This window comes from Sphingobium sp. YR768 (genome assembly GCF_900111125.1).
In the GTDB taxonomy this organism is placed as follows: domain Bacteria; phylum Pseudomonadota; class Alphaproteobacteria; order Sphingomonadales; family Sphingomonadaceae; genus Sphingobium.
On the sequence record NZ_FOGE01000002.1, the window covers coordinates 278,742 to 303,167 of the forward strand.

At 65.8% G+C, this 24,426-nt stretch carries 18 protein-coding genes; 7 read left to right on the forward strand and 11 right to left on the reverse strand.

Annotated elements, in window-relative coordinates:
• Positions 1 to 79 precede the first annotated feature (79 nt).
• From BMX92_RS03765 to BMX92_RS03790, 6 genes are all read left to right on the forward strand, one after another.
• Positions 80 to 775, forward strand: coding sequence for a DUF4159 domain-containing protein (locus tag BMX92_RS03765; RefSeq protein ID WP_093012608.1), 696 nt, complete (start codon positions 80 to 82; stop codon positions 773 to 775).
• Positions 776 to 902: 127 nt separating this feature from the next.
• On the forward strand, positions 903 to 1,892 hold the full coding sequence (locus BMX92_RS03770; protein WP_093012083.1) for an AAA family ATPase: 990 nt from the start codon (positions 903 to 905) through the stop codon (positions 1,890 to 1,892).
• Between the two features lie 11 nt (positions 1,893 to 1,903).
• A complete protein-coding gene (locus BMX92_RS03775) occupies positions 1,904 to 2,797 on the forward strand; it encodes a DUF58 domain-containing protein (protein WP_093012086.1) in 894 nt (297 codons plus the stop codon).
• Positions 2,794 to 3,936 (forward strand): BatA domain-containing protein, encoded by a 1,143-nt coding sequence (locus BMX92_RS03780; RefSeq protein WP_093012089.1) that lies wholly within the window; start codon positions 2,794 to 2,796, stop codon positions 3,934 to 3,936. The genes BMX92_RS03775 and BMX92_RS03780 overlap by 4 nt, the downstream gene beginning before the upstream one ends.
• Positions 3,933 to 6,047 carry a DUF4175 domain-containing protein gene (locus BMX92_RS03785; protein WP_093012092.1) on the forward strand — a complete coding sequence of 705 codons (2,115 nt, stop codon included), beginning with the start codon at positions 3,933 to 3,935 and terminating at the stop codon, positions 6,045 to 6,047. Before BMX92_RS03780 ends, BMX92_RS03785 begins: the two co-directional genes overlap by 4 nt.
• Positions 6,044 to 7,837, forward strand: a complete 1,794-nt coding sequence (locus tag BMX92_RS03790; protein ID WP_093012095.1) for a hypothetical protein — start codon at positions 6,044 to 6,046, stop codon at positions 7,835 to 7,837. Before BMX92_RS03785 ends, BMX92_RS03790 begins: the two co-directional genes overlap by 4 nt.
• On the opposite strand, the gene BMX92_RS03795 is transcribed toward BMX92_RS03790, so the two are convergent.
• Positions 7,822 to 8,274: a hypothetical protein gene (locus BMX92_RS03795; protein ID WP_093012099.1), complete on the reverse strand. Its 453-nt coding sequence runs from the start codon at positions 8,272 to 8,274 to the stop codon at positions 7,822 to 7,824. The genes BMX92_RS03790 and BMX92_RS03795 overlap by 16 nt on opposite strands.
• 129 nt (positions 8,275 to 8,403) lie before the next feature.
• Here BMX92_RS03795 and BMX92_RS03800 point away from each other — a divergent pair, with 129 nt between their 5' ends.
• Positions 8,404 to 9,075, forward strand: a complete 672-nt coding sequence (locus BMX92_RS03800) for a spermidine synthase (protein ID WP_093012611.1) — start codon at positions 8,404 to 8,406, stop codon at positions 9,073 to 9,075.
• 175 nt (positions 9,076 to 9,250) lie between these two features.
• Here the strand turns inward: BMX92_RS03800 and BMX92_RS03805 are convergent, their stop codons facing one another.
• The 10 genes from BMX92_RS03805 to BMX92_RS03850 all read right to left on the reverse strand — a co-directional run bounded on the left by BMX92_RS03805 (position 9,251) and on the right by BMX92_RS03850 (position 24,267).
• Entirely contained in the window at positions 9,251 to 12,460 is a 3,210-nt protein-coding gene (locus tag BMX92_RS03805) for an error-prone DNA polymerase (protein ID WP_093012102.1), read from the reverse strand.
• Positions 12,457 to 13,920 (reverse strand): Y-family DNA polymerase, encoded by a 1,464-nt coding sequence (locus BMX92_RS03810; RefSeq protein ID WP_371262274.1) that lies wholly within the window; start codon positions 13,918 to 13,920, stop codon positions 12,457 to 12,459. Before BMX92_RS03810 ends, BMX92_RS03805 begins: the two co-directional genes overlap by 4 nt.
• The gene (locus tag BMX92_RS03815) at positions 13,898 to 14,635 is read right to left on the reverse strand and encodes an ImuA family protein (protein ID WP_143066720.1); all 738 of its coding nucleotides are present in this window, start codon (positions 14,633 to 14,635) and stop codon (positions 13,898 to 13,900) included. Before BMX92_RS03815 ends, BMX92_RS03810 begins: the two co-directional genes overlap by 23 nt.
• A 421-nt stretch (positions 14,636 to 15,056) precedes the next feature.
• Positions 15,057 to 16,664: a DUF5597 domain-containing protein gene (locus tag BMX92_RS03820; protein WP_093012111.1), complete on the reverse strand. Its 1,608-nt coding sequence runs from the start codon at positions 16,662 to 16,664 to the stop codon at positions 15,057 to 15,059.
• Between the two features lie 11 nt (positions 16,665 to 16,675).
• On the reverse strand, positions 16,676 to 17,020 hold the full coding sequence (locus BMX92_RS03825; protein WP_093012114.1) for an L-rhamnose mutarotase: 345 nt from the start codon (positions 17,018 to 17,020) through the stop codon (positions 16,676 to 16,678).
• Positions 17,020 to 17,775 carry an SDR family oxidoreductase gene (locus tag BMX92_RS03830; RefSeq protein WP_093012117.1) on the reverse strand — a complete coding sequence of 252 codons (756 nt, stop codon included), beginning with the start codon at positions 17,773 to 17,775 and terminating at the stop codon, positions 17,020 to 17,022. Before BMX92_RS03830 ends, BMX92_RS03825 begins: the two co-directional genes overlap by 1 nt.
• A complete protein-coding gene (locus BMX92_RS03835; protein WP_093012120.1) occupies positions 17,748 to 18,950 on the reverse strand; it encodes a UxaA family hydrolase in 1,203 nt (400 codons plus the stop codon). The genes BMX92_RS03830 and BMX92_RS03835 overlap by 28 nt, the downstream gene beginning before the upstream one ends.
• Positions 18,947 to 20,212, reverse strand: coding sequence for an aldo/keto reductase (locus tag BMX92_RS03840; protein WP_093012123.1), 1,266 nt, complete (start codon positions 20,210 to 20,212; stop codon positions 18,947 to 18,949). Before BMX92_RS03840 ends, BMX92_RS03835 begins: the two co-directional genes overlap by 4 nt.
• Positions 20,209 to 21,441 (reverse strand): L-fucose:H+ symporter permease, encoded by a 1,233-nt coding sequence (gene fucP / locus BMX92_RS03845; RefSeq protein WP_256213274.1) that lies wholly within the window; start codon positions 21,439 to 21,441, stop codon positions 20,209 to 20,211. The genes BMX92_RS03840 and fucP overlap by 4 nt, the downstream gene beginning before the upstream one ends.
• 99 nt (positions 21,442 to 21,540) lie before the next feature.
• The gene (locus tag BMX92_RS03850) at positions 21,541 to 24,267 is read right to left on the reverse strand and encodes a TonB-dependent receptor (protein WP_093012126.1); all 2,727 of its coding nucleotides are present in this window, start codon (positions 24,265 to 24,267) and stop codon (positions 21,541 to 21,543) included.
• Positions 24,268 to 24,426: the final 159 nt, after the last annotated feature.

Genomic DNA, 24,426 nt, shown 5'->3' on the forward strand with positions numbered 1-24,426 from the left:
GGCCCGATCTGGACCCCGGCCTTCGCCGGGGAACGATCCATGCCGCAGGATGGAGCATGGCCGGGCCCGATCGGTTTTCATGACACGCAGCGAATTTCTTCGGTTGATGGCGGGTGGTCTGGCTAGCGCGATGCTGGCCCGGCCACTCTCCGCAGCCGGGGGCTACGATTTCTGGTTCACCCGCCTGCGCTACGACAGTGGCGACTGGGACGTGGACCAGCGCACGCCGTCCAACATCATCACCTCGCTGATCGATTACACCACGTTGCGCGTCGATCCGAAGGAGCATGTCATCGCCCTCTCGGACCCAAAGATGCTGACCGCGCCCTTCTGTTATATGGCAGGACACAAGCTGGTGGAGTTCTCGCCCGCCGAACGGCGCAATTTCGAACGCTATGTCCGCAATGGCGGCTTCGTCATGGTGGACGATTGCAACCATGACATAGACGGCCTGTTCGCCCGTTCCTTCGAAGCGCAGATGGCGAAGATTTTCGGGCCGAAGGCGCTGAAGGAGTTACCCAAGAGCCACGGCCTCTACCGCAGCTTCTTCAAATTTGACGGCCCGCCCAATACCGGATTGGAATTGAACGGCTGGGGCGATGATCTCGTGCACGAATATCTGAAAGGCATAGAGGTGAACGGCCGACTGGGCGTTCTCTACAGCAACAAGGATTATGGCTGCGAATGGGATTATGACTGGCGCAACAAGCGCTTCCTGGCCGAGGACAACACAAAATTCGCGGTCAATATCGTGATGTACGCGCTGTCGGTGTGATTATTCAATCGCTCGTCATTCCCGCGAAAGCGGGAACCCATCTCCGGCACTCTCCCTCGCCGCAAGGTTGGGAGATGGGTCCCCGCTTTCGCGGGGATGACGTCATTATTTAAGGGCCATCACTATCATGACAGACCTCACCGAAGCCGACATCCAGACCCGCCTTGACGCTTTGACCGGGCTGCGCGCCGCGATCGGACAGGCGATCGTCGGGCAGGCCGACGTCGTGGAGCAATTGCTGATCGGCCTGCTGGCCGGCGGCCATTGCCTGCTGGAGGGCGTGCCGGGCCTGGGCAAGACATTGCTCGTCCGCTCGCTGGGTGAAGCGCTCAAGCTGGATTTCCGCCGCGTCCAGTTCACCCCGGACCTGATGCCCAGCGACATTCTCGGCACCGAATTGCTGGAGGAGGATCATGGCACCGGCCATCGCAGCTTCCGTTTCCAGCAGGGGCCGGTCTTCACCAACCTGCTGCTGGCCGACGAACTCAACCGCACCCCGCCCAAGACGCAGGCCGCCCTGCTGGAGGCGATGCAGGAAAAGACGGTCAGCTATGCCGGCGTGACCCATGTCCTGCCCAAGCCCTTCTTCGTACTGGCGACGCAGAACCCGCTGGAACAGGCCGGCACCTATCCCCTGCCCGAAGCCCAGCTTGACCGTTTCCTGCTGCATATCCGCGTCGATTATCCGACCGAGGCGGAGGAACGCGCCATCCTGGCCCAGACCACCGGTTCCAAACCCGCTGCCGTCCCTGCCGTGATGCAGGGGGAGGAAGTGCTGGCATTGCAAGCGCTCGTCCGCGACGTCCATTTCAGCGACGACCTGCTCGACTGGGTCACGCGCCTCATCCGCGCCAGCCGCCCCGGCGAAGGCATGGCGGAGGATATCCGCAAATATGTGAAATGGGGCGCGGGTCCGCGCGCCGGCCAGTCGCTGATTTTGGCGTCCAAGGCGCGCGCGCTGCTCCATGGCCGCCTCGCCGCCACGCGCGACGATATCACCGCGCTCGCCGTACCGGTGATGCGCCATCGCCTGCTCCTGTCCTTCGCCGCCGAAGCGGAAGGGCGCAGTGCCGACGATGTGGTCGACGCCCTCGTCCGCGCCGTTCCGCTCGCCTGATCCCTTCCGCCATGGTTGACCTTCTCCCTCCTGACGTGCGCAGCCGCCTGCGCGGCTTGCGCCTTGTCACGCGCCGGGCGGTGGGGTCGCATGGCATCGGCCTGCATCAGAGCCATAGCCGGGGCGCGGGGTTGGAGTTCGCCCAATATCGCGCTTACGAACCGGGCGACGAACTGCGCCAGATCGACTGGAAACTTTACGCCCGGTCGGACAAATTCTTCGTGCGGGAGGCGGAACGGGAAAGCCCGGTTGCGGTCTGGATATTGATCGACGCCAGCGCCTCCATGGGTCAGTCGGACGCAACCCGCCCCGATTACAGCCGCCTCGACGCTGCCAAGGCGATGGCCGCCGCCATCGGCGAACTGGCGATGCAACAGGGCGATCGTTTCGGTTTCATGGCGCTGGGCGATGACGGTCTGACGTTGCTTCCTCCCGCCACCGGCCTGCGCCAGCGCGACCGGCTGCTGCTGGAACTGCTCAACGTCCGCCCGGCGCGCGGCTTTGCGCCGGAAAGCCAACTGGGTCCGGTCTGGGAGCGGATCGGCGCGCAGGATCTCGTCCTCCTGCTGTCCGACTGTTTCGATGAAGGCGCGGTGGCGCTGGCCGAAAAGCTCTCCGCAGCGGGGCGCGAAACGCTGGTGATCGAGATGTTGACCATTGCCGAACGGGATTTCCCCTTCGACGGCGGCTATCGTTTCCGCGACCCGGAAACCGGCGAGGAGTTGCTGGCCGACGGCGCCGCCCTGCGCGCCGAATTTCTCGCCCGCTTCGCCGAAGCCCGCGCCGCGCTCCATGCCCGGCTGGACGCGATCGGCATTCGCCACGCCGTCCATTATCTGGACGAGCCGGTCGACCTGCCTTTGCACCGCCTGTTCGCGGCGCAGGGCGCGGCCGAATATCAATGAGCATGGGCCTGCTCTTCCCGACGGCGCTGGCCGCGCTGGCGGCGATGCTCCTGCCGCTCGTCATCCATATTGCGCGCAAGAGCGAACAGCTGCCGACCGACTTCGCCGCGCTGCGCTGGCTGCGGTCCCGGCCCAAACCCCGGTCGCGCCTGCGCTTCGACGAATGGCCGCTGCTGCTGTTGCGCCTCGCGCTGTTGGCGCTGGCGGCGCTCTGGCTGGCGCAACCGGTGCTGTTCGGCGCGGGCGATGCGCGCCCCTATGTTGCGGTGGTCCCCGGCGCGCAGGTCGATCAGGGCAGCTTCGCAGATGCCCGTATCCGCTGGCTCGCGCCCGGTTTCCCGAAGATCGACACCGCGCGGCCGAGCGGCCCGCTGCCCGTCGCCAGCCTGATCCGTCAGTTGGACGCCGAACTGCCGGCGAAAACCCCGCTCACCATCGTCACGCCGACCATCATCGACGGTGCCGATGCCGATCGCCTCCGCCTGTCCCGCAAAGTGAATTGGCGGATCAGCGGAGAAACCAAGGCAGCACCCGACAAGGTAGCGCCGCCGCCCACAATCGCCATCCGCTCCGATGCCGATCATCGCGCAGCGTTACGCTATATCCGCGCCGCCGCGCTGGCATGGCAGCCCGCCAACCGAAACGGCGAAGTGGACAGTAACACGCCCAACGCGCCGTTGCCGGACAAGGGGCATATCCTCGTCTGGCTGGCAGGCGGCACGATGTTGGACAGCGCTGTCGACTGGGTGAAGCAGGGCGGCACCATGATCGTCGCAAGCGACACCCGGCTTGCGGCTGATCAGGCGATGGTCCCGCTCTGGCGCGATGCGGAGGGGCAGATGCTGGCCGAAGCGATGACGCTCGGTAACGGCCGCCTGATCCGCTTCACCCGCCCGCTGCTGCCCTCCCAAATGCCCATCCTGCTGGATGCGGACTTCCCATCGCAACTGCGCACTTTGCTGACGCCCGCGCCCAGCCCAACCCGCGTCGCCGCGACGGACTATGCCCCGCTGACCGGCGGCCGCGCCTATGATCAGCCGCCGCAGCAACTGCGCCCGTGGCTCGCCATCCTGATCGCGCTGCTCGTGCTGGCCGAACGCTGGCTCGCCACAAGCCGCCGCCGGAGCATCGCGCCATGAGCGCCGAAACCCTGTTCGCCCACTGGATCGCGCCCGCGCGCCGCCGTCGCTTTGCGGACACGCTGGCACTCGCCCTGCCGCTGGTCCTCGCGCTGGCCGTCCTCGGCTGGCGATGGGGCGGTCTCATCGCTGCCCTTCTCGTCGCAACTGTCTCGCTCGCTGTCGCACTGGCCGTCGCCCGTCAGCGCATGGCCCGTTTCGATCGTCCCTGGCTGATCCGCAGCCTCGACACGACACGCCCCGAACTGGAGGATAGCAGCGCCCTTCTCTTCGCCGACGAAGCACCCGCCTCGCCGCTGCAATCGCTCCAGCGCAGCCGCATCGCCGCCCGCCTCGATCAGGGCGCGCCTCAAGACCTTGCGCCCGCATGGTCCAGCCGCCTGCTGCTCCTATCCAGCCTCCTCGCGGTCGCACTGATCGCCGCCGCCATGCTCTGGCCCCGCGCCGGCGAGGGTCCACCCACGCTTGCCCCCAGCAGCGAAGGCATGCCCGCAAAGCCCGGCGTCCCCCGCCTCGTCGCGCAAAATCTGCGCATCATTCCGCCCGCCTATACCGGTCTGCCGGTGCGCGATTCCGGCTCGCTCGACGCGCGCGTCCCGCAAGGATCGCGCCTCGAATGGACGCTACGTTTCGATCCGCAGGCCAGCGCACCCAAGCTGCTGATGCTGGGCAACCAGCCGATCGCCCTGCGCCCCGACGGCGCGAACTGGATCGCCAGCCGCGCCGCTGATGCCGCCTTCCTCTACCGCGTCGATCCCGCCGCCGGGCGCGGGCCAACGCCGCCGCTCCACCGCGTCGACGCCATCGCCGACGCCTCACCGCAGGTGAAAGCGCTGACCGACAGCCTGACCATGGTGAAGCCGGGCCAGCGCAGCTGGTCGCCGGCCTTTACCGCGACCGATGATTATGGCGTCGCCGCCAGCGCCCGGCTGCGCGTCACGCTGGCCATCGGCGAGGGCGAGAATGTGACCTTTTCCGAGCGCGAAATCCCGGTCAGCGGCAGCGGCCCGGCCCGCGATCGCCGCTTCACCCCGCGCCTCGACTTCTCCACCTTCGGCTTTGCGGCGGGCGGCGACATGGTCGTGCAACTGATCGTCCGCGACAATCGCGCGCCCAATCCGCAGGAAGTGCGCGGCCCCAGCCTGATCCTGCGCTGGCTATCCCCCAAAGCGCCCGAAAGCAGCGGACTCACCGGCATGGTCAACACCACCTTGCCCGCCTATTTCCGCAGCCAGCGCCAGATCATCATCGATATCGAGAAGCTGCTGAAAGAAAAACGCGGCCTCGCCCCCGACCGTTATCTTGCCCGTTCCGCCTCCATCGGCGGCGACCAGCAGATATTGCGCGGCCGCTACAGCCAGTTTCTGGGCGGCGAGAATGAGGACGCGCCGGACCTGCCCACCGCCGATGGCGAAGCGCATAGCGATGGCGACGGCCATGACCATGGCGGCCCGCCGGTATCGACACCCAATGTCTTCGGCGAAAAGGAAGATGTGCTGGCGGAATTCGGCCATCCGCATGATGAAAGCCCCGCCTCCAGCCTCGATCCCGAAACCCGCGTGGTCCTGAAACAGGCGGTCGATGAAATGTGGCAGTCCGAACGCGAACTCAAGACCGGCCATCCCGACACGGCCCTGCCCTATGCCTATAAGGCGCTGCGCTTCATCAAGGAGGTGCAGCAGGCGACCCGCATCTTCCTGTCGCGGGTCGGACCGGAACTGCCGCCGATCGACGCCACTCGTCGCATGACCGGCAAGCGCGAGGGACTGGCGAGCCGCCAGTTGGAAATCACCCCGATCGAACAGCAGGACGGCCCGGCGGCGGCGGCATGGCGCGCGCTGGGCGACGGGCCGGATGCGATCCGGGGGCCGATCAACCTGGCGCCGCTGGATGGCTGGGTGCGGACCAACGCCACGCGCCTGCCCGATGCGCTGGCGCTGTCGGGGGCGATCGATGCGGTCCGGCAAGACCCCGGCTGCACCGCCTGCCGCGCCAAGCTGCGGGCCTTGCTCTGGGGCGCGATGGAGCGGCCTTCCGGCCATCTCGCCCGCCGCCGCCCGGCCGATGCCGCCGGCGCGCGCTATCTGGACAGGATCGGAGCGGCGCAATGACCCCGCAAATCGTCGTCGCGTTGATCCTGGTCCTTGCCGTGCCGATCGGCGGCATTCGCCTGCTGCTCTGGCATCGCGCGGCAGGGGCGCTTGCTTCGCCGGTACGTACCAGCCTGCTCCTGCTGTTGCAGGTAATGGCGGCCGGGCTGCTCTATATGGCGCTGTTTCCGCCGGGTACGTCCGGCAGCACATCCAGCCTGCGCATCGCCACCGCCAACACATCCCGGCTCGCGGCGACGGCGGGCGGATCGCCTTTGGTTCTGCTGCCCGAAGCGCCCGCTAGCGGTGGTGGGGAGGCCGTGCCCGATCTCGCCACCGCGCTGCGCCGTCATCCCGGCGTCACCAGCCTGACGATAGTGGGCGATGGCCTTGGCCCGCGCGATATCGATGCCGCGCACGGTCTGGCGGTGCATTTCGATCCGCCGCCGCTGCATCCCGGCATCCTGTATCTCGCGCCGCCGCCAGCCGTGGCGCCGGGGGCGCGCTTCACCGTTGGCGTGACGCTGACGGGCCTGCCGAACGCGACGGCAGAACTGGTCGATCCGGCTGGGCGCGTAACGGATAGCGGTACGCCCGACAAAAATGGTCATGTCCTGCTCGCAGGCACCGCGCGGGCGGCAGGCGCCACGTCCTTCACGCTGCGGGTACGGCGGGACAAGCGCGTCATCGAACAGGCTGATGTGCCGGTCTGGGTCGCGGACAACGCCCGCCCGAAGCTGCTGATCCTGGCCGGTGCGCCGGGCGCGGAAGTCAAATATCTGCGTCGCTGGGCGATCGACGCGGGCTATGACGTCACCACCCAAATGAGCGCGGGCGGTGGCATAGCACTGGGCGATGCGCCGGTCGCGCTGGATGCCGCGAGCCTGCGCCGCTTCGACGCCGCCATTGTCGATGATCGAAGCTGGGCCGGTGCGCGCGGCGCGCTGCTGGCGGCGGCGCGAGGCGGCATGGGCTTGGTGCTGCGGCCCGGCGGACCGATCGACGGCACGACGCGATCGCAATGGCTGGCGCTTGGCTTCGGCCTCAGCGGTCCCGGCGGCGTCGCGCCATTGGTCCTGCCCAAGGTGGATGCCGAACCCGTCGCCCGCACGCGGCAGGGCATCGGCAGCGAAGAGGCGCCCGTCGATATCGCCACCACCGAAGACTATCTGCCCGATATCAGCCGGCTGGGCCTGACGCCCGGCGGCAATGACGCCGTGCCGCTGCTGCGCGATGCCGGTGGCGCGACGCTGGGCGCGTGGCGGGCGCTGGGTGCGGGCCGGGTCGCGCTGTTCACCGGGATCGACAGCTATGGCCTGACCCTGACGGGGCGGCGTGACCTGTATGGCGACTGGTGGAGCGCCCTGCTCGACACCGTCGCGCGCCCGGCACCCGGCAGCCGCGTCCTGACGGACACCGGCTGGGTCGGCGAGCGCATGGCGTTGTGCGCACTGACCGGTGAAGCGCAGGTCGATGGCCGGGTGCGCGTGCTGCCGATCAACGGTTATGGCGGCTATTGGCCGACGCAGGCCGGATGGCATATGCTGCGCAGCAAGGACGCAGCAAGCGCCTTCTACGTCCAGCCTGCCGATGCCCTGCCGACCATGCGCGCCGCGCATAATAGTAAGGCGATGGCGCTGCTCTCCGCTGCCGAAGCGAAACAGGCGAGCGCCGCTCTGCCCGGACAGTCCGGTGCAACGTGGCTCTGGTGGCTGGGCTGGCTGGCGGTCAGCGCCCTGCTCTGGTGGCTGGAGCGCGCACGCCTCGGCCGCCGCACCGCGCCAGCCGAAACGCCTCAATCCGCCATGTAAAAGTCGCGCAATGCCCGCGCATCATGCAGGGCGTTGTGCGGAACGCGGCTGTTGGCCGCCGCGCTGAAACCCGCCGCGTTGATCAGTTCCAGCCGCAGGCCGAAATCCACCCCCGCCATCTTCCCCGGTCCCGTCACCAGCAGCGCGCAGAAATGGGCCAGATCCTCCGGCCAGTCGGCGATGATGACGGGATCGCTGTCCCCCTCCAGATAGGCGGCGACATGGTCGGCCGCATCCACCCGGTTCAGTTGCAGGTCGATGGCGGGCGGCACATGGCGCAAATAAGGGACGACATGCTTTTCCACCCACGGTTCGATCGCGTCCGGCAGCGGCAGGGAGACATAGAATTCCTCGTCCCCTTCATGCTCGGGGACCAGCGCCACGCTGATCAGCGTGCCGCCAAAGCCATTGAATTCGGTGTCGAGAAAATACCGCATGAAGGGGGAAACTGCCTGCCGTGATAGGATGAAAGGGAATTGCTGCTGCCTGTAGCATTTGCGCGACGGAAGCCAAGCTGCCATGCGCGTGCCGCGCGGCAAGTTGTGCGCTGAATGGAAGGACGTGACATGATCCCCCGCGAATATCTGGATTCGGCGCAGGTGCCCGGCGGCCAGGAACTGAAACTCTATCGGCGCGGCGCCGATCATATGATCGTGCTCGACCGAAACGAATTGATGAGCAGCCGGATGAGCGGCTCCGAAAAGCAGCTGGCGCTGATGACGATCGAGCGGTTGCGGGGGCGCAAGGCGCCGCATATTCTGATCGGTGGCTATGGCATGGGCTTTACCCTGCGCGCGGCTTTGGGCGTGCTGGACAAGGCGGCGAAGGTGACGGTCGCCGAACTGGTGCCCAAGATCATCGAATGGGCGCGCGGGCCGATGGTGGACCTGATGGCCGGATGCCTGGACGATCCGCGCGTGCATCTGTTGATCGAGGATGTGGTGCCGGTGATCGAGGCGGGGCATGGCGCCTATGACGCGATCCTGCTGGACGTCGACAATGGGCCGGACGGGCTGACGGCGGCAGCGAACGACCGGCTCTATTCGCGGGCGGGGCTGCAAACGGCCAAGGCCGCGCTGAAGCCGGGCGGCATATTGGCGGTGTGGTCGGCGGGATCGGACGACGCTTTCACCCGGCGGCTCAATAATGCGGGCTTTCTGGTCGAGGAAGTCGCGGTCAAGGCCCGAGACAATGGCAAAGGCCCGCGCCATGTGATCTGGTTCGCTACGAAGCGGTGAGGCGGACTGCTCCCCCTCCCGCCTGCGGGAGGGGGTTAGGGGATGGGCTGGACGGTGCAACAGCCTACCTCGCTGCGACTAACGCGCTCCGCGCGCAAGTCTCCCTGCCCCTCCCGCAAACGGGAGGGGAATAGCGCGAAACCATCGATTCCAGCACATCCAAAGTCTCGTGCACTCAATGAAAATCCCGCGATCGGGGCAATATCCGCACATCGCGGGGATGCCGATGTGATGACGGCCTGCCGCGTGGTTGCCCCGGATGCGTCACTTCGTCACCGCGCGCCAGGGGATGGTGCAGGCCGTCCAGCGCGGCGCTGGCGTCGGTCACGCGGTCGACGATCAGGTGGACGACATTTTCCTTGCTGCGCTGGACTTCGCCGTCGATCAGCATCAGCCGGGCGGCCATCACCGCGCGGCGTTGTTTTTCCATGTCGCGTGCCCAGAGCAGCGCGTTGACGATGCCGCTTTCATCCTCGATCGTGATGAAGACCGCATTGCCCTTCCCCGGCCGCTGGCGGGTCAGCACCACGCCCGCCACCCGGACCTTCGCGCCATCCTTCGCCGCATTGACCGCCGCGCAGTCGATCGCCCCGGCGCGTGCGAAACGGGCACGCAGAAATTGCATCGGATGGCCCTTCAGCGACAGGCGGTGGGTCACATAGTCGATCGCCACTTCCTCCGCCAAAGGCATGGCGGGTAGCGCCGCGTCCGCTTCCTTGCCGAGTTCGGGCAAATCCTGCGCCGCGAAGAGCGGCAATTGCGCAGGCGGCACGCGCCGCGCTTCCCATCCCGCCTCGCGCCGGTTCTGCCCGATCGACCGCAGCGCATCGGCATCGGCCAACAGGTGCAACGCGCGGGCCGGCATGCCCGCCCGGCGCGCCAGATCCTCCATGTCGCGGATCGGCGCATCGCCCCGTGCCGCCACCAGCGCCTTCGCCCATTCCTCGCGAAAACCGTCCACCTGCTTGAGGCCAAGGCGCAGGATACACTCCCCCTCCAGACTGCTATGCCAGTCGCTCGCCTGCACATCGATCGGCCGCACCTCCACCCCATGCTGCTGCGCGTCGCGGACCAGTTGCGCCGGGGCGTAGAAGCCCATCGGCTGGCTGTTGAGCAGGGCGCAGGTGAAGACGGCGGGATAATGGCATTTCAACCAGGAGGAGACATAGGCGAGCCAGCCGAACGCCTGCGCATGGCTTTCGGGAAAGCCATATTCGCCGAAACCCTTGATCTGTTCGAAACAGCGTTCGGCGAAATCGGGCGGATAGCCGCGCCGCACCATGCCGCCTGTGAATTTTTCATGCCATTTGTGCATGTCCCCGCGATTGCGGAAAGTCGCCATGGAACGGCGCAGGCCATCCGCTTCGGCAGGCGTGAATTTGGCGGCGGTGATGGCCAGGTTCATCGCCTGCTCCTGAAACAGGGGGACGCCCAACGTCTTTTCCAATACGTCCCTGAGTTCGAACGGATCGCCCGGCGGCCCCGGATAATCATGCGCCTCTTCCCCTGCCCGCCGCCGCAGATAAGGATGCACCATGCCGCCCTGGATCGGTCCGGGCCGCACGATCGCTACCTGAATGACGAGGTCGTACAACTCTTTCGGCTTCATCCGGGGCAGCATGGCGATCTGCGCCCGGCTTTCGACCTGGAAGGTGCCGATGCTGTCGCCCGTCTGGAGCATGGCATAGGTCGCCGCGTCTTCCACCGGCACCCGGTCCAGCATCAGGTCGCCAAGATCGTGCAGGCGCATCAGGTCGAAACTCTTGCGGATCGCGGTCAGCATGCCCAGCGCCAGCACATCGACCTTCATCAGGCGCAGCGTATCGAGATCATCCTTGTCCCATTCGATGAAGGTGCGATCGGGCATGGCGGCATTGTGGATCGGCACCAGTTCGTCGAGCCGCCCATGGCTGAGCACGAAGCCGCCGACATGCTGCGAAAGGTGACGCGGATATTCGAGCAGTCGGCTCGCCATGTCGCGCAGCCGGGCGAGTTCGGGATTGGCAGGATCGAAGCCCGCTTCGCTCACCCGGCTTTCGGGCACTTCCTCCCCGCCCCAACTGCCCCAGACGGTGCCGGAGAGGCGCGCGGTCACATCCTCGGTCAGGCCCAGCGCCTTGCCGACTTCACGTATCGCGCTGCGCTGGCGATATCGGATGACGGTCGCGGCGATACCCGCCCGCTCGCGACCATAGCGTCGGTAGATATATTGCATCACCTCCTCGCGCCGCTCATGTTCGAAATCGACGTCGATATCGGGCGGCTCCTCGCGATTTTCCGAGAGGAAGCGGGAGAAGAGCAGTTTCTGTTCGACCGGGTCGATCGGTGTGACGCCCAGCAGATAGCAGACCAGCGAATTGGCAGCAGACCCACGCCCCTGACACAGGATCGGCGGATCGAGGCTGCGGGCATAGGCGACGATGTCGTGGACGGTCAGGAAATAATAGGCGTAATTCTTGTCCCGGATCAGGCGATATTCCTCGTCCAGCACCTCGTGATAGCGCGGCGGCAGGCCGTCGGGAAAGCGCGCCTGCGCCTTCTCCTGCACCAGATGCTCCAGCCAGTCCTGCGGCGCCCAGCCCTCCGGCACCGGCTCATGCGGATATTCATAGACGAGGTGATCGAGCGTGAAGGTGATGCAGGCGAGCAGATCCTGCGTCGCGGCAATCGCCTGCGGACAGGCCGAGAAGAGCCGCGCCATTTCGGCCGGGTCTTTCAGATGCCGCTCGGCATTGATGGCGAGGCGACGGCCAGCGGTCTGCACGCTCAGCCCTTCGCGGATGCAGGTCAGGATATCCTGCATCGGCCGGTCGTGTGCCTCTGCATAAAGCGCATCATTGGTGGCGATCAGCGGCACGCCACACTGCGCCGCCAGCGCCATGCGCTTCGCCAGCATCCGCGCGTCGCGCCCGGCCCGCCCCATGGTCGCGGCGAGCCAGAGATGCGGGGTCAGGTCGCGCAATATCGTGAGCAAAGCCGCGTCGCCATCCATCGCGATCAGCGCCATCTCCTGCGCATGATCGATCAGGTCGGACAGGCGCAGTTCGCATTCCCCCTTGATCGCGCGGCGATTGCCCAATGTCAGCAACCGGGTCAGCCGCCCCCAGCCGAAGCGGGTCATGGGATAGGCGACGATATCCGGCGTGCCGTCCGCAAAGACCAGCCGTGCGCCGACGATCAGGCGCATCCCCCCGGTCAGGACGCCCAGATCCTTCATCGCCTGATGCGCCCGCACTACCCCCGCCACGCTGTTGCGATCGGCGATGCCCAGGCCCGTCATGCCCAGATGCGCCGCTTGCACCACCATGTCGCGCGGGTGCGATGCGCCGTGCAGGAAACTGAAATTGGTCGCGGCGACGAGTTCGGCAAAGGGCGGCGCGCTCATGCGAACAGGCCGTGCAGATACCAGTGGATATCCGTTTCCTGCCCGAACAGGCCGTGGCGGAACATCCAGTAACGGCGGCCATCGCCATCCTCGATCCGGTAATAGTCGCGCGTCCGCCCCGCGCCGCCGGGCTGATGCCCCTCGCGCCGTCGCCACCATTCGGCCGCGATCCGTTCCGGCCCCTCGGCCAGCCGCACCTCATGCAATGCGCCGCGCCAGCGGAAGCGCTGCGGCGGGCCATCGGGCACGCCGGCGATCACGTCGACGCTTTGCGGCGGATCGAACAGCAGCAGCGGCCGGGGCGGCTGGTCCTTATCCATCGGCCAGTCGAGGGTGGAGGCGCGCGCCGCCGGGACCAGATGTTGCGCCATTTCGGGCAGATGCCGATCGCATGGCTCCAGCCGCCGCACCCGATCGGGACCGAGGCGGATGCCCAGCCGGTCGATCAGGGCGATGACATCCGCCTCCCCCCGCGCCTGCGCTTCGCCCTGCAATGTCGGCTGGCGTTCGACCAGCGCCTCCGTCCAGGGCACCGCCAGATGCACGGAATCGAAGCCGAAACCGGGATCGAGCGGATCGGCCATCGTATCGATCCGCTCACGCAGCAGGCGCAGCACGGCGGCGGGATCACGCACCGGCTGGCCCGTCTCGATCATCAGCCCCTGCCGCGCGCCATCGCTGCGCACCAGCTGGACGACGAAGCGCCGCCCGCCCAGCCGACGCGCCTCCATCTGCCGTGCGACCTGCGCCAGCAAATGTTCGATCACGTCCATCATATCGTCGGTGCGGGCGATCGGTTCGGGAAAGCGAGCGTCGGCGCGGATCGGCGCCTGTGGGCGGCGCGGGGCGATCGGGCTGGGCGCTTCGCCCATGATCTGCCGCAGCCGGGTGACGGCCTGTTCGCCGAAGCGCGCGGCGATCATCCCCATCGGCCGGCGCGCCAGATCGCCGATCGTGCGCAACCCCGCCCGGCGCAGCGCCGCCAGCGCGCCCTCATCCAGATCGAGCGCCGCAACGGGGAGCATCGGTACTTCCGCGCCTGCGCTGCCATGCCGCGCCAGCGCCCGCGCCGCCATGGCATTGGGACCAAAGCCATGGCGGCTGGCAAAGCCCGCCTGCCGCCGCGCGGCATCGGCCAGCGCATCCTCGCCACCGAACAGATGGTCGCACCCGCTGATGTCCAGCACCAGCCCGTCGGGCGGATCGAGCGCGACCATCGGCGTGAAACGCCGCATCCCCTCCAGAAGCCGGTCCAGTGCGCGCGCATCCGCATCCGGATCGGCGGGTACAGTGACAAGCGCCGGGCAGCGCGCCCGTGCATCGGCCAGCGTCATGCCTGCCGCCAGCCCCTGCGCCAGCGCCAGCCGATCCACCGCCGCCAGCCGCAGCGCATTGCCGACCCGCGCCACTAATGCGAAGGCTTCAGGCGCGGAAGGCTCAGGCGACCTGTCGCCGGGCATCCCCATCCGCGCCCGTTCGCAGGCGAGAAAGGGGAACCACAGCGCCAGGCACCGTCTGGGGCCGGGCTGCATCCCGAAATCGTCCATCATCCTCGTCCCACATCAGCCGCCAGCGTCCCCCGGCGGGACCGCCGCGATAGCGGAGCAGTTCGGCGTCGACCGCCGGCCAGCCCGGCGCCTCCGCCTCCCATGCCTGCGACGGTGCGCAGCGGATCGACCAGCGCGTCTGCGCCCCGCTCGACCGGGGTTCCGCGTCCCCGCGCAGCAGCAGCAAGCAGGCGCGCGAGGCTTCCGCCGCCAGCACCAGTCGGCGACTGGCGGTCAGGTCATAATCGGCAAAGCGCCCCTCGCTTTCCATCAGCACGGTTCCCACGCCGCCGCAGCGGGCCGCCTCCAGCCCCGCGCGCAGCATGTCCTTCTCATTGCCTGCCTCGACGATCGTCAGTCGGTCGGGCCGAATGCCCAGCAGCGCCAGCCCGTCCCCGGAAAAAACCATGGGCAGGCGATGCCGACGCGGCGTGCGCAACGCGAAGATCGCCCCGTCCGGCGCCTTTTCCCCCATGGCCAGCGCGAAGGCCAGCGCTGCCGCCCAGTCCGCGCCCTGCGCATGGATTTCATGCAATTGCCCCCGCGCCAGCGCCGGCATCGACGCTTGCGCCAGTGGCGTGTCCCGTCCCGCCGAACGGCCGCCCCAAGGGGAAATACTGCCTGCCATATCTCGATTCGCTCAATTTGTTCTCTTTATGTTCTTTAATCGAGCCTATGTCCACCGCCGCCACAGCAAAAGGGGCGATCCGATTGCCCCGGACCGCCCCTCGCATGGACTGCAAACTTATAGCAAATATATCAAGAACAAGCCGTTCGCCCTGAGCCTGTCGAAGGGCTGTTCTTCTCTTCAATGCCGAAAAGAAAGAACGGGGCTTCGACAGGCTCAGCCCGAACGGGGATTGTGTGATCCTGATTAAACTCAGACTGCTCGAAAGGCTCGCCCGCAGGGGCAATCGCCATTCAGATGATGGCGGAGCGAAAATGGTGGATTTTCGCGACCCGGAGCGCAGCGTACTAAAAGTACGTGAGCACCGGAAGCGCGGAAATCCGCCATTTGCAGCCCGCCAGGGCTGAATGCCGATTATCCCTCAACGATACCGCCCCATCGTCACCTTGATCCAGACCGGCTTGTCGATCAGGTTCAGGCCATAATCGGTCTGGTCGCCATTCCAGATGCGGTCCATGACCCAAGCCCCCTTGTCGAAATGGCCTTCCTCCACCTTGACGATCATGCCGCCCGGCGCGCTGCCTTCCTTCGGGGCAAATTCCACGCGGACATGGTCGCCGGTGAAGAGGAATTCATTGGCGGACAATTGCGCCACCACCATGCCGCCGGTCGGTTCGGTCGCCCAGGCGGGCAGGTCCGCCTTGGGGAACCATTCGCGCTGGCCGAACTGCCACTGGCCAAAGCTGGCCGTGATCGTCCAGTCGCCCATGCTGTTGCTGAGCGGCGTGCCGTCATCGGGCTTGGCCGCGCCCCAGACCGGATGGTCGAAGGCGATCTTGGCCCAGGGTGCGGCGGCCAGGATACGATATTTCTGGCCGAAGGCATGGAGCGTCGCATCGTCGAAGCTCTTGGCGCCCAGCGGATAGTTGAAATAATCGGTGTCATCCATGCCGAAGGGCGAGAAGCCGATCGCCCCGCGCCCCAGCGTCGCCCAGAAATAGCGGGCATATTCGCGGGCATTGCCGATTTCCGGCACCATCAGCGCATTGTCCGGCCGGGCATAGAGGTCGAGATGCTTGAATACGTTGCGGCTGGCGCGATCATAAATGTCGGGCGCGGCGATATCGATGGAGGGGGCCGCCGCCTTCCAGATATCGATGACGTCGCCCTGCGGCCCGCCGCTCGACAGCGCCATGGGATCGGGCTTGGCAAAGGGATCGCCCAGCGATGCGTTCACATACATGGGCAGCGGCTTGATCGCCTTGCCCTCTGCCGCCAGCGCCTCGATATAGCGGGCGGTATACCATGTGTTGAAGGCGCGGTCGGCCTGATCGCCGAAGACGCCGGCCCATGTGCCGCCGGGCTTCTTCATCGCCTTCGTCAGCGTGGCGGGCACCGGCCCGTCGAACAGCTTCTGCGCGGCAGCGCTGTAATCGCGCGGGTTCTTGTAGCTGCCGACCTCATTTTCCGGCTGCACCATGATGACCGTATTCTGGGCGTCATGATCGCGAATATAGGCCATCAGCTTCAGGAAGGCGCGCTTGTCCGCCTCCAGCGTGGCCGCGCCATGGGGGGACAGGACGCCATGATCCTTGCCGTCCTTCGTCTTCATGCGGGGGAAACGGCGATTGTCGAGCTTCACCCAGTCGGGGGTATAGGCCAGGCCCGTATTCTTCCACGCGCCGAACCACAGCAGCACGATCCGCTTGTCATGCTTGCGCGCTTCTTCGAGCAGGGTCTGGACGAAGCTATAGTCGAACGTGCCTTCCTTCGGTTCCAGTTGCTCCCAGGCGATCGGCACTTCGACCGTGTTGGCGCCGATCCGGTCGAGCGTCGCCCAGACCTTTTCCAGCGGGGCGGCATAGTTGCTGCTGTTGTTGACCTGTCCGCCTAGCATCAGGAAGGGGGCGCCATCCACGATCAGGGCATGGCGGCCCGCCTTGGTTTCAAGATGGGGGACATCGCTTTGCGCGAGAACGGGTGTCGCAGACAAAAGAGTAGCGGCGAGCAGGAGCCGGGCAAGGGTCATGAAGGTGCCTTTCAGGGCTGTTCGTCGAGGGAGAAGATGCGGGTCGTTTCGGTCCATTTGGCGCCGGGCACGGCCCAGGGCAGCGGGTGCTGGACGCCGTCCATCTGCGCTTCCCAGGCCTGCACCGCCGGATCGGCCGCATCCGCCGCCGCCTTGGCCGCCGGATCGAAAGCCGGGCCGGTTTCCATCAGCATGACAAGGCGGTTGCCGCTGCGATAGATTTCCATCGCGCTAATATCAGCCGCGCGGATGCTGGCGCCGATCGCCGGGGGCAGCGCGCCCGATGCGTGCCATGCCTCATAATGGGCGATGGCCTCCGCATCGTCGGCCAGATCGATCAGCAGGACATGCCGCATCAATTGACCCAGCCGCCGTCGATCACATGGACCGCCCCGGTGGTGAAGGCGGCTTCATCGCTGGCGAGATAGAGGACGAGATTGGCAATCTCCTCCGCCCGGCCGAGCCGACCCATGGGCTGACGCGAGACGAAGGCGGCCTGCGCGGCCTCATAATCGCCCGTATCGTGCAGCCGCTGTTGCAGCGATGGCGTGTCGATCGTGCCGGGGCAGATGCAGTTGCAACGCACCCCCTGCCCCACGAAATCGGCGGCCACTGCCTTGGTCAGACCGATGACGCCCGCCTTGCTCGCGCCATAGGCGAAGCGATTGGGGATGCCCTTCACCGAACTGGCGATGGAGGACATGTTGACGATCGACCCTGCGCCCTTCTCCACCATGGCGGGCAGGAAAGCGCGGATCGTGTGATACATGGCGGTCATGTTGAGCGAGAGGGCGAAGTCCCAGTCTTCTTGGCTGCATTCCAGGATGTTGCCCGCATGAACCACGCCCGCGATATTGGCGAGAATGTCGATCGGGCCGACCTCCGCCGCCAGCGCCCGCACCGCCGCGCCATCGGTCGCGTCGAGCGCGCGCAGTTCGCAGCCATCCAGACCTTCAAGCGCATCGAAATCCCGATCGGTCGCGATCACCCGCGCGCCCTCTGCCACGAAACGCTGCGCCGTGGCCCGGCCAATGCCGCGCGCCGCCGCCGTGATCAGCGCGGCCTTGCCCTCCAGCCGCCCGCTCATGCGCGCGCCCTCGTCGGCAGACATTCGGGGCCGATGGGATCGAAAGCCTTATAGGTCAAAATAAACTCCTGATGGCCAAGGGATTCTGAAATGCTGCGTGTCCCCGCCGCGACGGCGAGCACCTTGTCGTATATCTCCGTGCCGACCTGTTCCAGCGTTGCCTCGCCTTCCAGGATGCGCCCGGCATTGACGTCCATGTCGGCGGCCAGACGGCGGCCGGTGTCGGGATTGGCGCAGATTTTGATGACCGGCGAAATCGCCGACCCCACCACCGATCCGCGCCCGGTGGTGAAGAGCGTCAGATGCGCGCCGCACGCGATCAGTTCGACGATCTCGGCATTGTCGGAGATGTTGGGGAAGCCGAAGCGCGGCTCGCCATCGGGCACCACGTCCAGCAGATAGAGGCCGCCCGTCGGTGGCACGTCGCCCGGCTTCAATATGCCGTCGATCGTGGAGGAGCCGGATTTGGAGTAGGCCCCCATCGACTTTTCCTCCTGCGTCGTCAGGCCGCCCTCCGCATTGCCCGGCGCGAAGCTGCCAAAGCCCATGATGGTGTAGTAGCGTTCGGCCTTCTGCACGCACTCCTCGATCGCGACCGCCAGTTCGGGCGTGCGGGCACGATCCGCCATGATCGTCTCGCAACCGACCAGTTCACCCGTCTCCTCGAAGATGCAGGCCGCGCCGTCCGCCACGAGTCGGTCGAAGGCGCGCCCCACCGCGGGATTGGCGGTAATGCCGCTGGTCCCGTCCGACCCGCCGCAGATGGTGCCCACCACCAGTTCCTCGACGCCCATATCAACGCGCGGCACATCCGCGATGGCGGCGCGCACGCGCGTAACTGCCTCCAGCCCCGCCGCGATCGTCGCCGCCGTGCCGCCTACCTCCTGGATCACCAGCAGTTCGGCTGGCCGCCCGCTCGCCCGCGTCATCGCCAGCAAGCGCTCACGGTTGAAGCTCTCGCAACCCAGCGACACGATCACCAGCCCGCCGACATTGGGATGGGTGGCGATCGCCTCCATCACCTTGGCGGCATAGGCGTTGGGATAGCAGCCGGGAAAGCCGATCAACTGGACATCGGGATCGTCGGCCTTGTCGACGATGCGCCGCGCGACATGATGCGCGCATTCCACCAGATAGGCGACCGCCACGACATTGCGGATGCCCTTGCGCCCATCCTGCCTCTGCCAGGCGCGGATCATGCCCCCGGCTCCAGCGCGGTCCGGGTATGGCTGCTGATATAGTCGCTCTTCATATTGTGCATATGGACCCAGTCGCCGGTGGCGGCATCGGCGGTCATCGATCCGATGGGTGCGCCATATTTGATGATCTTGTCCCCGGCGCGCAGGGCCGTGCGGGCGACCTTGTGGCCGATGGCGATGCCCTCGCGCGCCGGGATGGTGCCACCCGATGATGGCAGGATATCGCCAGCCTCGATCGCGCGGACGCAGATGAGGACATTGTCGTCAGGATGCAGCAGGATCAGCCGCGCATCATCCTGAAGCATGGACGTCTCTTTCAAGGAAGCGTCGAGCGCAGGCCAGAGCGCATCGGGCAGCGGCACCGCCAGCCGCGCCATCGTGTCGGCCACCTGATCGGCGCCGACCAGACCGGGGATGACGCTGACGACCGCCGGATGGCGCAGCGGGAATTGCAGCGCGGCGGCAGGCAGCGGGACATCATATTGCCCGCAGGCGTCGGACAGGCGCTGCGCCTTGCCCAGGATCTCCGCGCTGGGCGCGGCATAGTCGAAATGCAGCGGACCTTTCAGGTCGCGGGCCAATATGCCGCTATTATAGGGACCGCCGACGATCACCCGCACGCCCAGTTCCGCGCAACGCGCCAGCAGTCGTTCCGCGCTGCGATCCAGCAAGGTATAACGCCCCGCCAGCAGGATCATGTCCAGTTCCACATGATCGAGCAGTTCGTCGCAGATCGCGACTTCATTCACGCCGATGCCGATCGCGCCGATAGCGCCCGCATCGCGCAAATCGCGCATCGCCCGATAGCCGCCGTTCAGGAAGGCGCGCAGATGATCGGCATGCGCATCGCCATGCGTCACCCGGCCCAGATCATGCGCCAGCAACAGGTCGATCCGGTCGCGCCCCAATCGCGCCCGGCTGCCGTCGAAGGCGTGCAATATGGCGTCATAGCCATAGTCGAAGACCGGCTCGAACGGATCGGCATCGACAAAGCCATGCCTCTCGCCCTGCGCGTCGGTCGGAACCAGCAGGCGCCCGACCTTGGTCGACACCACAGCTTCACCCGCCGGATCACGCGCCGCCAGCATCGTGCCCAGCCGCCGTTCGGCCAGGCCAAAGCCATAATGGGGGGCGCTGTCATAGTAACGGATGCCCGCATCCCAGGCGGCGTCCAGCGTGGCGCGCGCCTCCGCATCGCTCACCACGCGATAGAGATTGCCGATGGGCGCTGTGCCCATGCCAAGGGTGGGAAATGGGATCATGCGGTTCCTTCCCGGCGCGCGGCGCGGGCATAGAGGGCGACGATGGCGAAACAGAAGGCGGGCACCAGCATCGCCATGCGGATCGTGCCGCTGATGTCGGACAGCAGCCCCATCGCCATGGTCAGCACGGCGCCGCCGATAATCGCCATGACGATCATCGATGCCCCCGCCTTGGTCAGCGGGCCAAGATCGCGCAGCGACAGCGCGAAGATGGTGGGGTACATGATCGACATGAAGAAGCTGGTCGCGACCAGCGCGACAAGGCCGACAAGCCCGCCCGCCACCGCCAGCAGCGACAAAGCGATATTGATGCCTGCAAAAAGCGCCATCAGCCGCGCGCCATCGACCTTCGCCAGCAGCGCCGCGCCCACGAAGCGGCCGATCATGAACAGCGCCAGCGACAGGGTCAGCAGCCAGGCCGCCTTCTGCGCGCCGATGCCCGGCATCACATGTTCGGCATAACGGATCAGATAGCTCCAGATGCCGACCTGCGCGCCGACATAGAAAAATTGCGCGACCACTCCGGCCAGATAGCGGGGCCGCCGCAGCAACGCGCCATAGCCCGCCAGCGCGGGGCCGCTATTGCGCTCCGCCTGTGTGGCGGCGCGCGGAAAGCGTGTGAAGGCGAGCACCACCGCCCAGCCCAGCACGACGATCGCGATGGCAAGATAGGGCAAGCGCACCGCCGCCGCCCCGGCCGCACCTTGCTGTGGCGCGTCGGACAGGATCAGGGTCGCGCCAAGCGCCACGCCCGCGATCGACCCCAGCGGGTTGAAGGCCTGCGCCAGATTGAGCCGCTGCGCGGACCTGTCCGCAGAGCCCATCACCGCGACCATCGGATTGGCCGCCGTCTCCAGAAAGGCAAGGCCACTGGCAATCACGAACAGCGCGAAAAGGAAGAAGCCATAGCTGAGCTGGCTTGAGGCCGGCAGGAACAGCAAGGCACCGCCGCCGAACAGCAGCAGGCCCAGGATCACCGTCGCCTTGTAACCCAGCCGTTCCGCCACCAGCGCGGCGGGAATGGCGAAGCAGAAATAGCCCAGATAAAAGGCCGACTGGACCAGCCCCGACTGAAAATCCGTCAGGGAAAAGACGTGCCGGAAATGCGCGATCAGCACGTCGTTCAGATTATTCGCCACGCCCCACAGGAAGAAGAGGCCCGTGATCAGCACCATCGCCGCGCGGCTGCTCCGTTCGTGGTCGCTCCGTTCGACGCTGGCTCCAGGCATGTGCATCAGGCTCTCCTCTCTTCTACCCAAGAAGGCAGACCGGCCCTTTATGGGTCCGGTCTGCCAGGGGAGGGACGCTATGAACGCCCGCACCGCGGATCAATAGGAGATGCGGGCGGTCAGGTTGATGCGACGATCATTGACGACGACGTCGCGCGGACGGCTGTCGATCCCGAAATAGGTCGCGCGGCGGGTGTTGGTCAGGTTCGTGCCGTCCAGCGTGATCCCGAATTTCTCCGTCACATTATAGGTGACGGATGCGTCGAGCTGGCCGAAGGGCTTGTTGAAGATCGGCAGGGTGCCGGTGCCGTTGCCCGCCGTCGTCACGACATATTTGCTGCGCCAGTTATAGGCGACGCGCGCCGACAGGTCGCCCTTCTCGTAAATGCCGATGATATTATAATTATATTTCGACAGCAGTTCGAGCGGGACGTTGGTGACCGGACCGGACGTGGCCGGCGACGGCGCCTGCGAGTCCACATAGGTGAAGTTCGCCTGCATGCCGAGGCCGTCGAACGGACCAGGCAGGAAGTCGAAGAACTGCTGATAGGCCAGTTCGAAACCCTTCACCTTGCCCTTGGCGACATTATTGTAGGACGTGACTTCATATTCATAGCTGTTGCCATTGTCGAAGGTCACGTCGCGATAGGACACGGCGGTCTGGATGTAGTTCTTGATATTCTTGTAGAAGGCCGCTGCCGTCAGCGATCCGGTCCGCGAGAAATACCATTCCAGCGTGGCGTCCAGATTGTCCGACTTCATCGGCTTGAGATACGGGTTGCCGCCATTGGCCGTATGGATCTGGTCCTGCTGGGCTTCACCCGGCTCGCTGATGGTCAGGCTGGGGTTCAGCTGCGTGAAGTTGGGACGCGAGATATTCTTCGCCGCGGCGAAACGCACTTGCAGATTATCGGTCAGGTGCACGCGCAGGTTCAGGCTCGGCAGGACCGAGGTATAATCCTGCGACACCGCGATCGGGTTGAACACCGTCGGACCGCTGACTTCATTGCCATTCTCGTCCAGCACGATCGGGGTCTGCTGATAATAGCCCGACACGTCGAGATTGGTGCGGATCACGCGAACGCCGATATTGCCGTCCACCGGATCGGCCTTGAAGAAAGCGGTGGCATATCCGGTGAACGTCTTCTGCCGCTGTGCGTTCGTGCCGCTCTGGGTATAGGCCGGCGCGCTGGCGATGCCCAGCGTATCGAGCGTATTCTGATAGTTGCGGATGATGCCACGGTTGAAGGCGATGATGTTGCCGAACAGATCCGCGTCGCCACGGAAGAAGTCGCCGAGGTCAACCGTTTCCAGCTCGCTCGGAATGCCCGACAGGCCGGTATAGCGATAGCCGGTGTCGATCGTGCGGTTCTTGCGATCGGCATAGCGCAGGCCCGCCTTGATCGACGACAGGATGCCGGCGTCAAAGCGATATTCGGCGTCCAGACGCGCGGTCTTGTCCGACGCCTTCGACTCGTTGAGATTGTCGAGATAGAAGGCGCTGGTGTAGGTCGAGGCGTTGGCGAGGCCGGTGGCCGAACCGATATTCACGACCGGAACCGACCCCGAAATATCCTGATAGAGCGTGTCGGCAACGCCGTTCAGACCAAAGATCGAGCGCAGATTCTTGGTCTTCGCATCGACATATTGGCCGTCGGCGGTGACGGTCAGGTTGCTCGTCGGCTTCCACTTCAAGTTGAGCGAATAGTCCGTCGTGGTCGAATGACGGGTCTGGGCGCTGGTATTGTTGCCGACTGGCACGTTGATGAAGGTGCCGCTCTGGAAATCGCCATTATCGGCATAGGTGAACGCCGCGCCCGGCTGAGGCGTGATCGAAGCGCCCGAACTGTAGGCGAAGAAGCTGTAATCGTCGAAACGGAATTTGTAATCCGAACGGAAGACTTCGGTCGTCAGTTCCAGCGTATCGCTGGGGCGCCACTGAAGCGCGATATCGGTGCCCAGACGGCGGCGATCACCATAGACTTCGCCGATGCCGGTGCCGTGCGGCAGGGTCGTGGTCTGGCCAAGACGGCCGAGTTGGACGGCGGTCGCATAATCGACCGGCGAAACGGGATTACCGTCCGCATCGACCGACTGATTGAGCGTGTAGAAAGGCTCGGTCGAGATCGTGTCCTGACGGAAAGCGGTCTTCTGGAATGAAACGCTCGCAAGGATGCCGATTTCGCCGATGCCGGTGTCCCAGCGATCGCTGACCATCAGCGACGCCGACGGCTTGAACTTGTCGACCAGGTCGAAATAGCTCTGCGTGAACGAGGCAGCCACCTTCAGCCCGTCATAGTCGAACGGCTTGCGAGTGCGGAAATTGATCGTGCCCGAAAGCTGGTCCTCGATCAGGTCGGCCGACGGATTCTTATAGACGTCGATGCCCGCCAGCAGTTCGGACGGGATATCTTCCAGATTGAGCTGGTTCGCGCCTGAAGCGGTGAAGATGTCGCGGCCGTTGAGTTCGGTGCGGACCTGCGTCAGGCCGCGGATCGCGACCGAGCTGCCTTCGCCATATTGACGCTGGATCTGGACACCGGTGATGCGCTGAAGAGCTTCAGCCACGTTGCGGTCGGGCAACTTGCCAATATCTTCGGCTACGATGGAATCGACGATCACGTCGCTGTTGCGCTTGATCGCCTGCGCGCTCGACAGGCTGGCGCGGACGCCGGTGACAACGATGTCGCCGTCATCGACTGCGGCCGTGGCCTGATCGGGGCAGGTCGCATCCTGCGCATGGGCGCTGACGCCCAGCGTCAGACTGGCGATCGAAATGCCGGCCAGCAGCACGGCGCGACGCGGCGTGTAAATCATCTTGGTCATGAAACCCTTCCTCTCCCTGGCTCCCGATCGGAGCGCTCACTCGATTCGCGGCCGCAAACTGGCCGAAATATTTCCCTTTCATGTCCTGAGCCGCGTTTGGGAGCGGTACCAAGACGCCGCCCTATTACTCCCACATTTCCGATTATGAAATATAAAAAT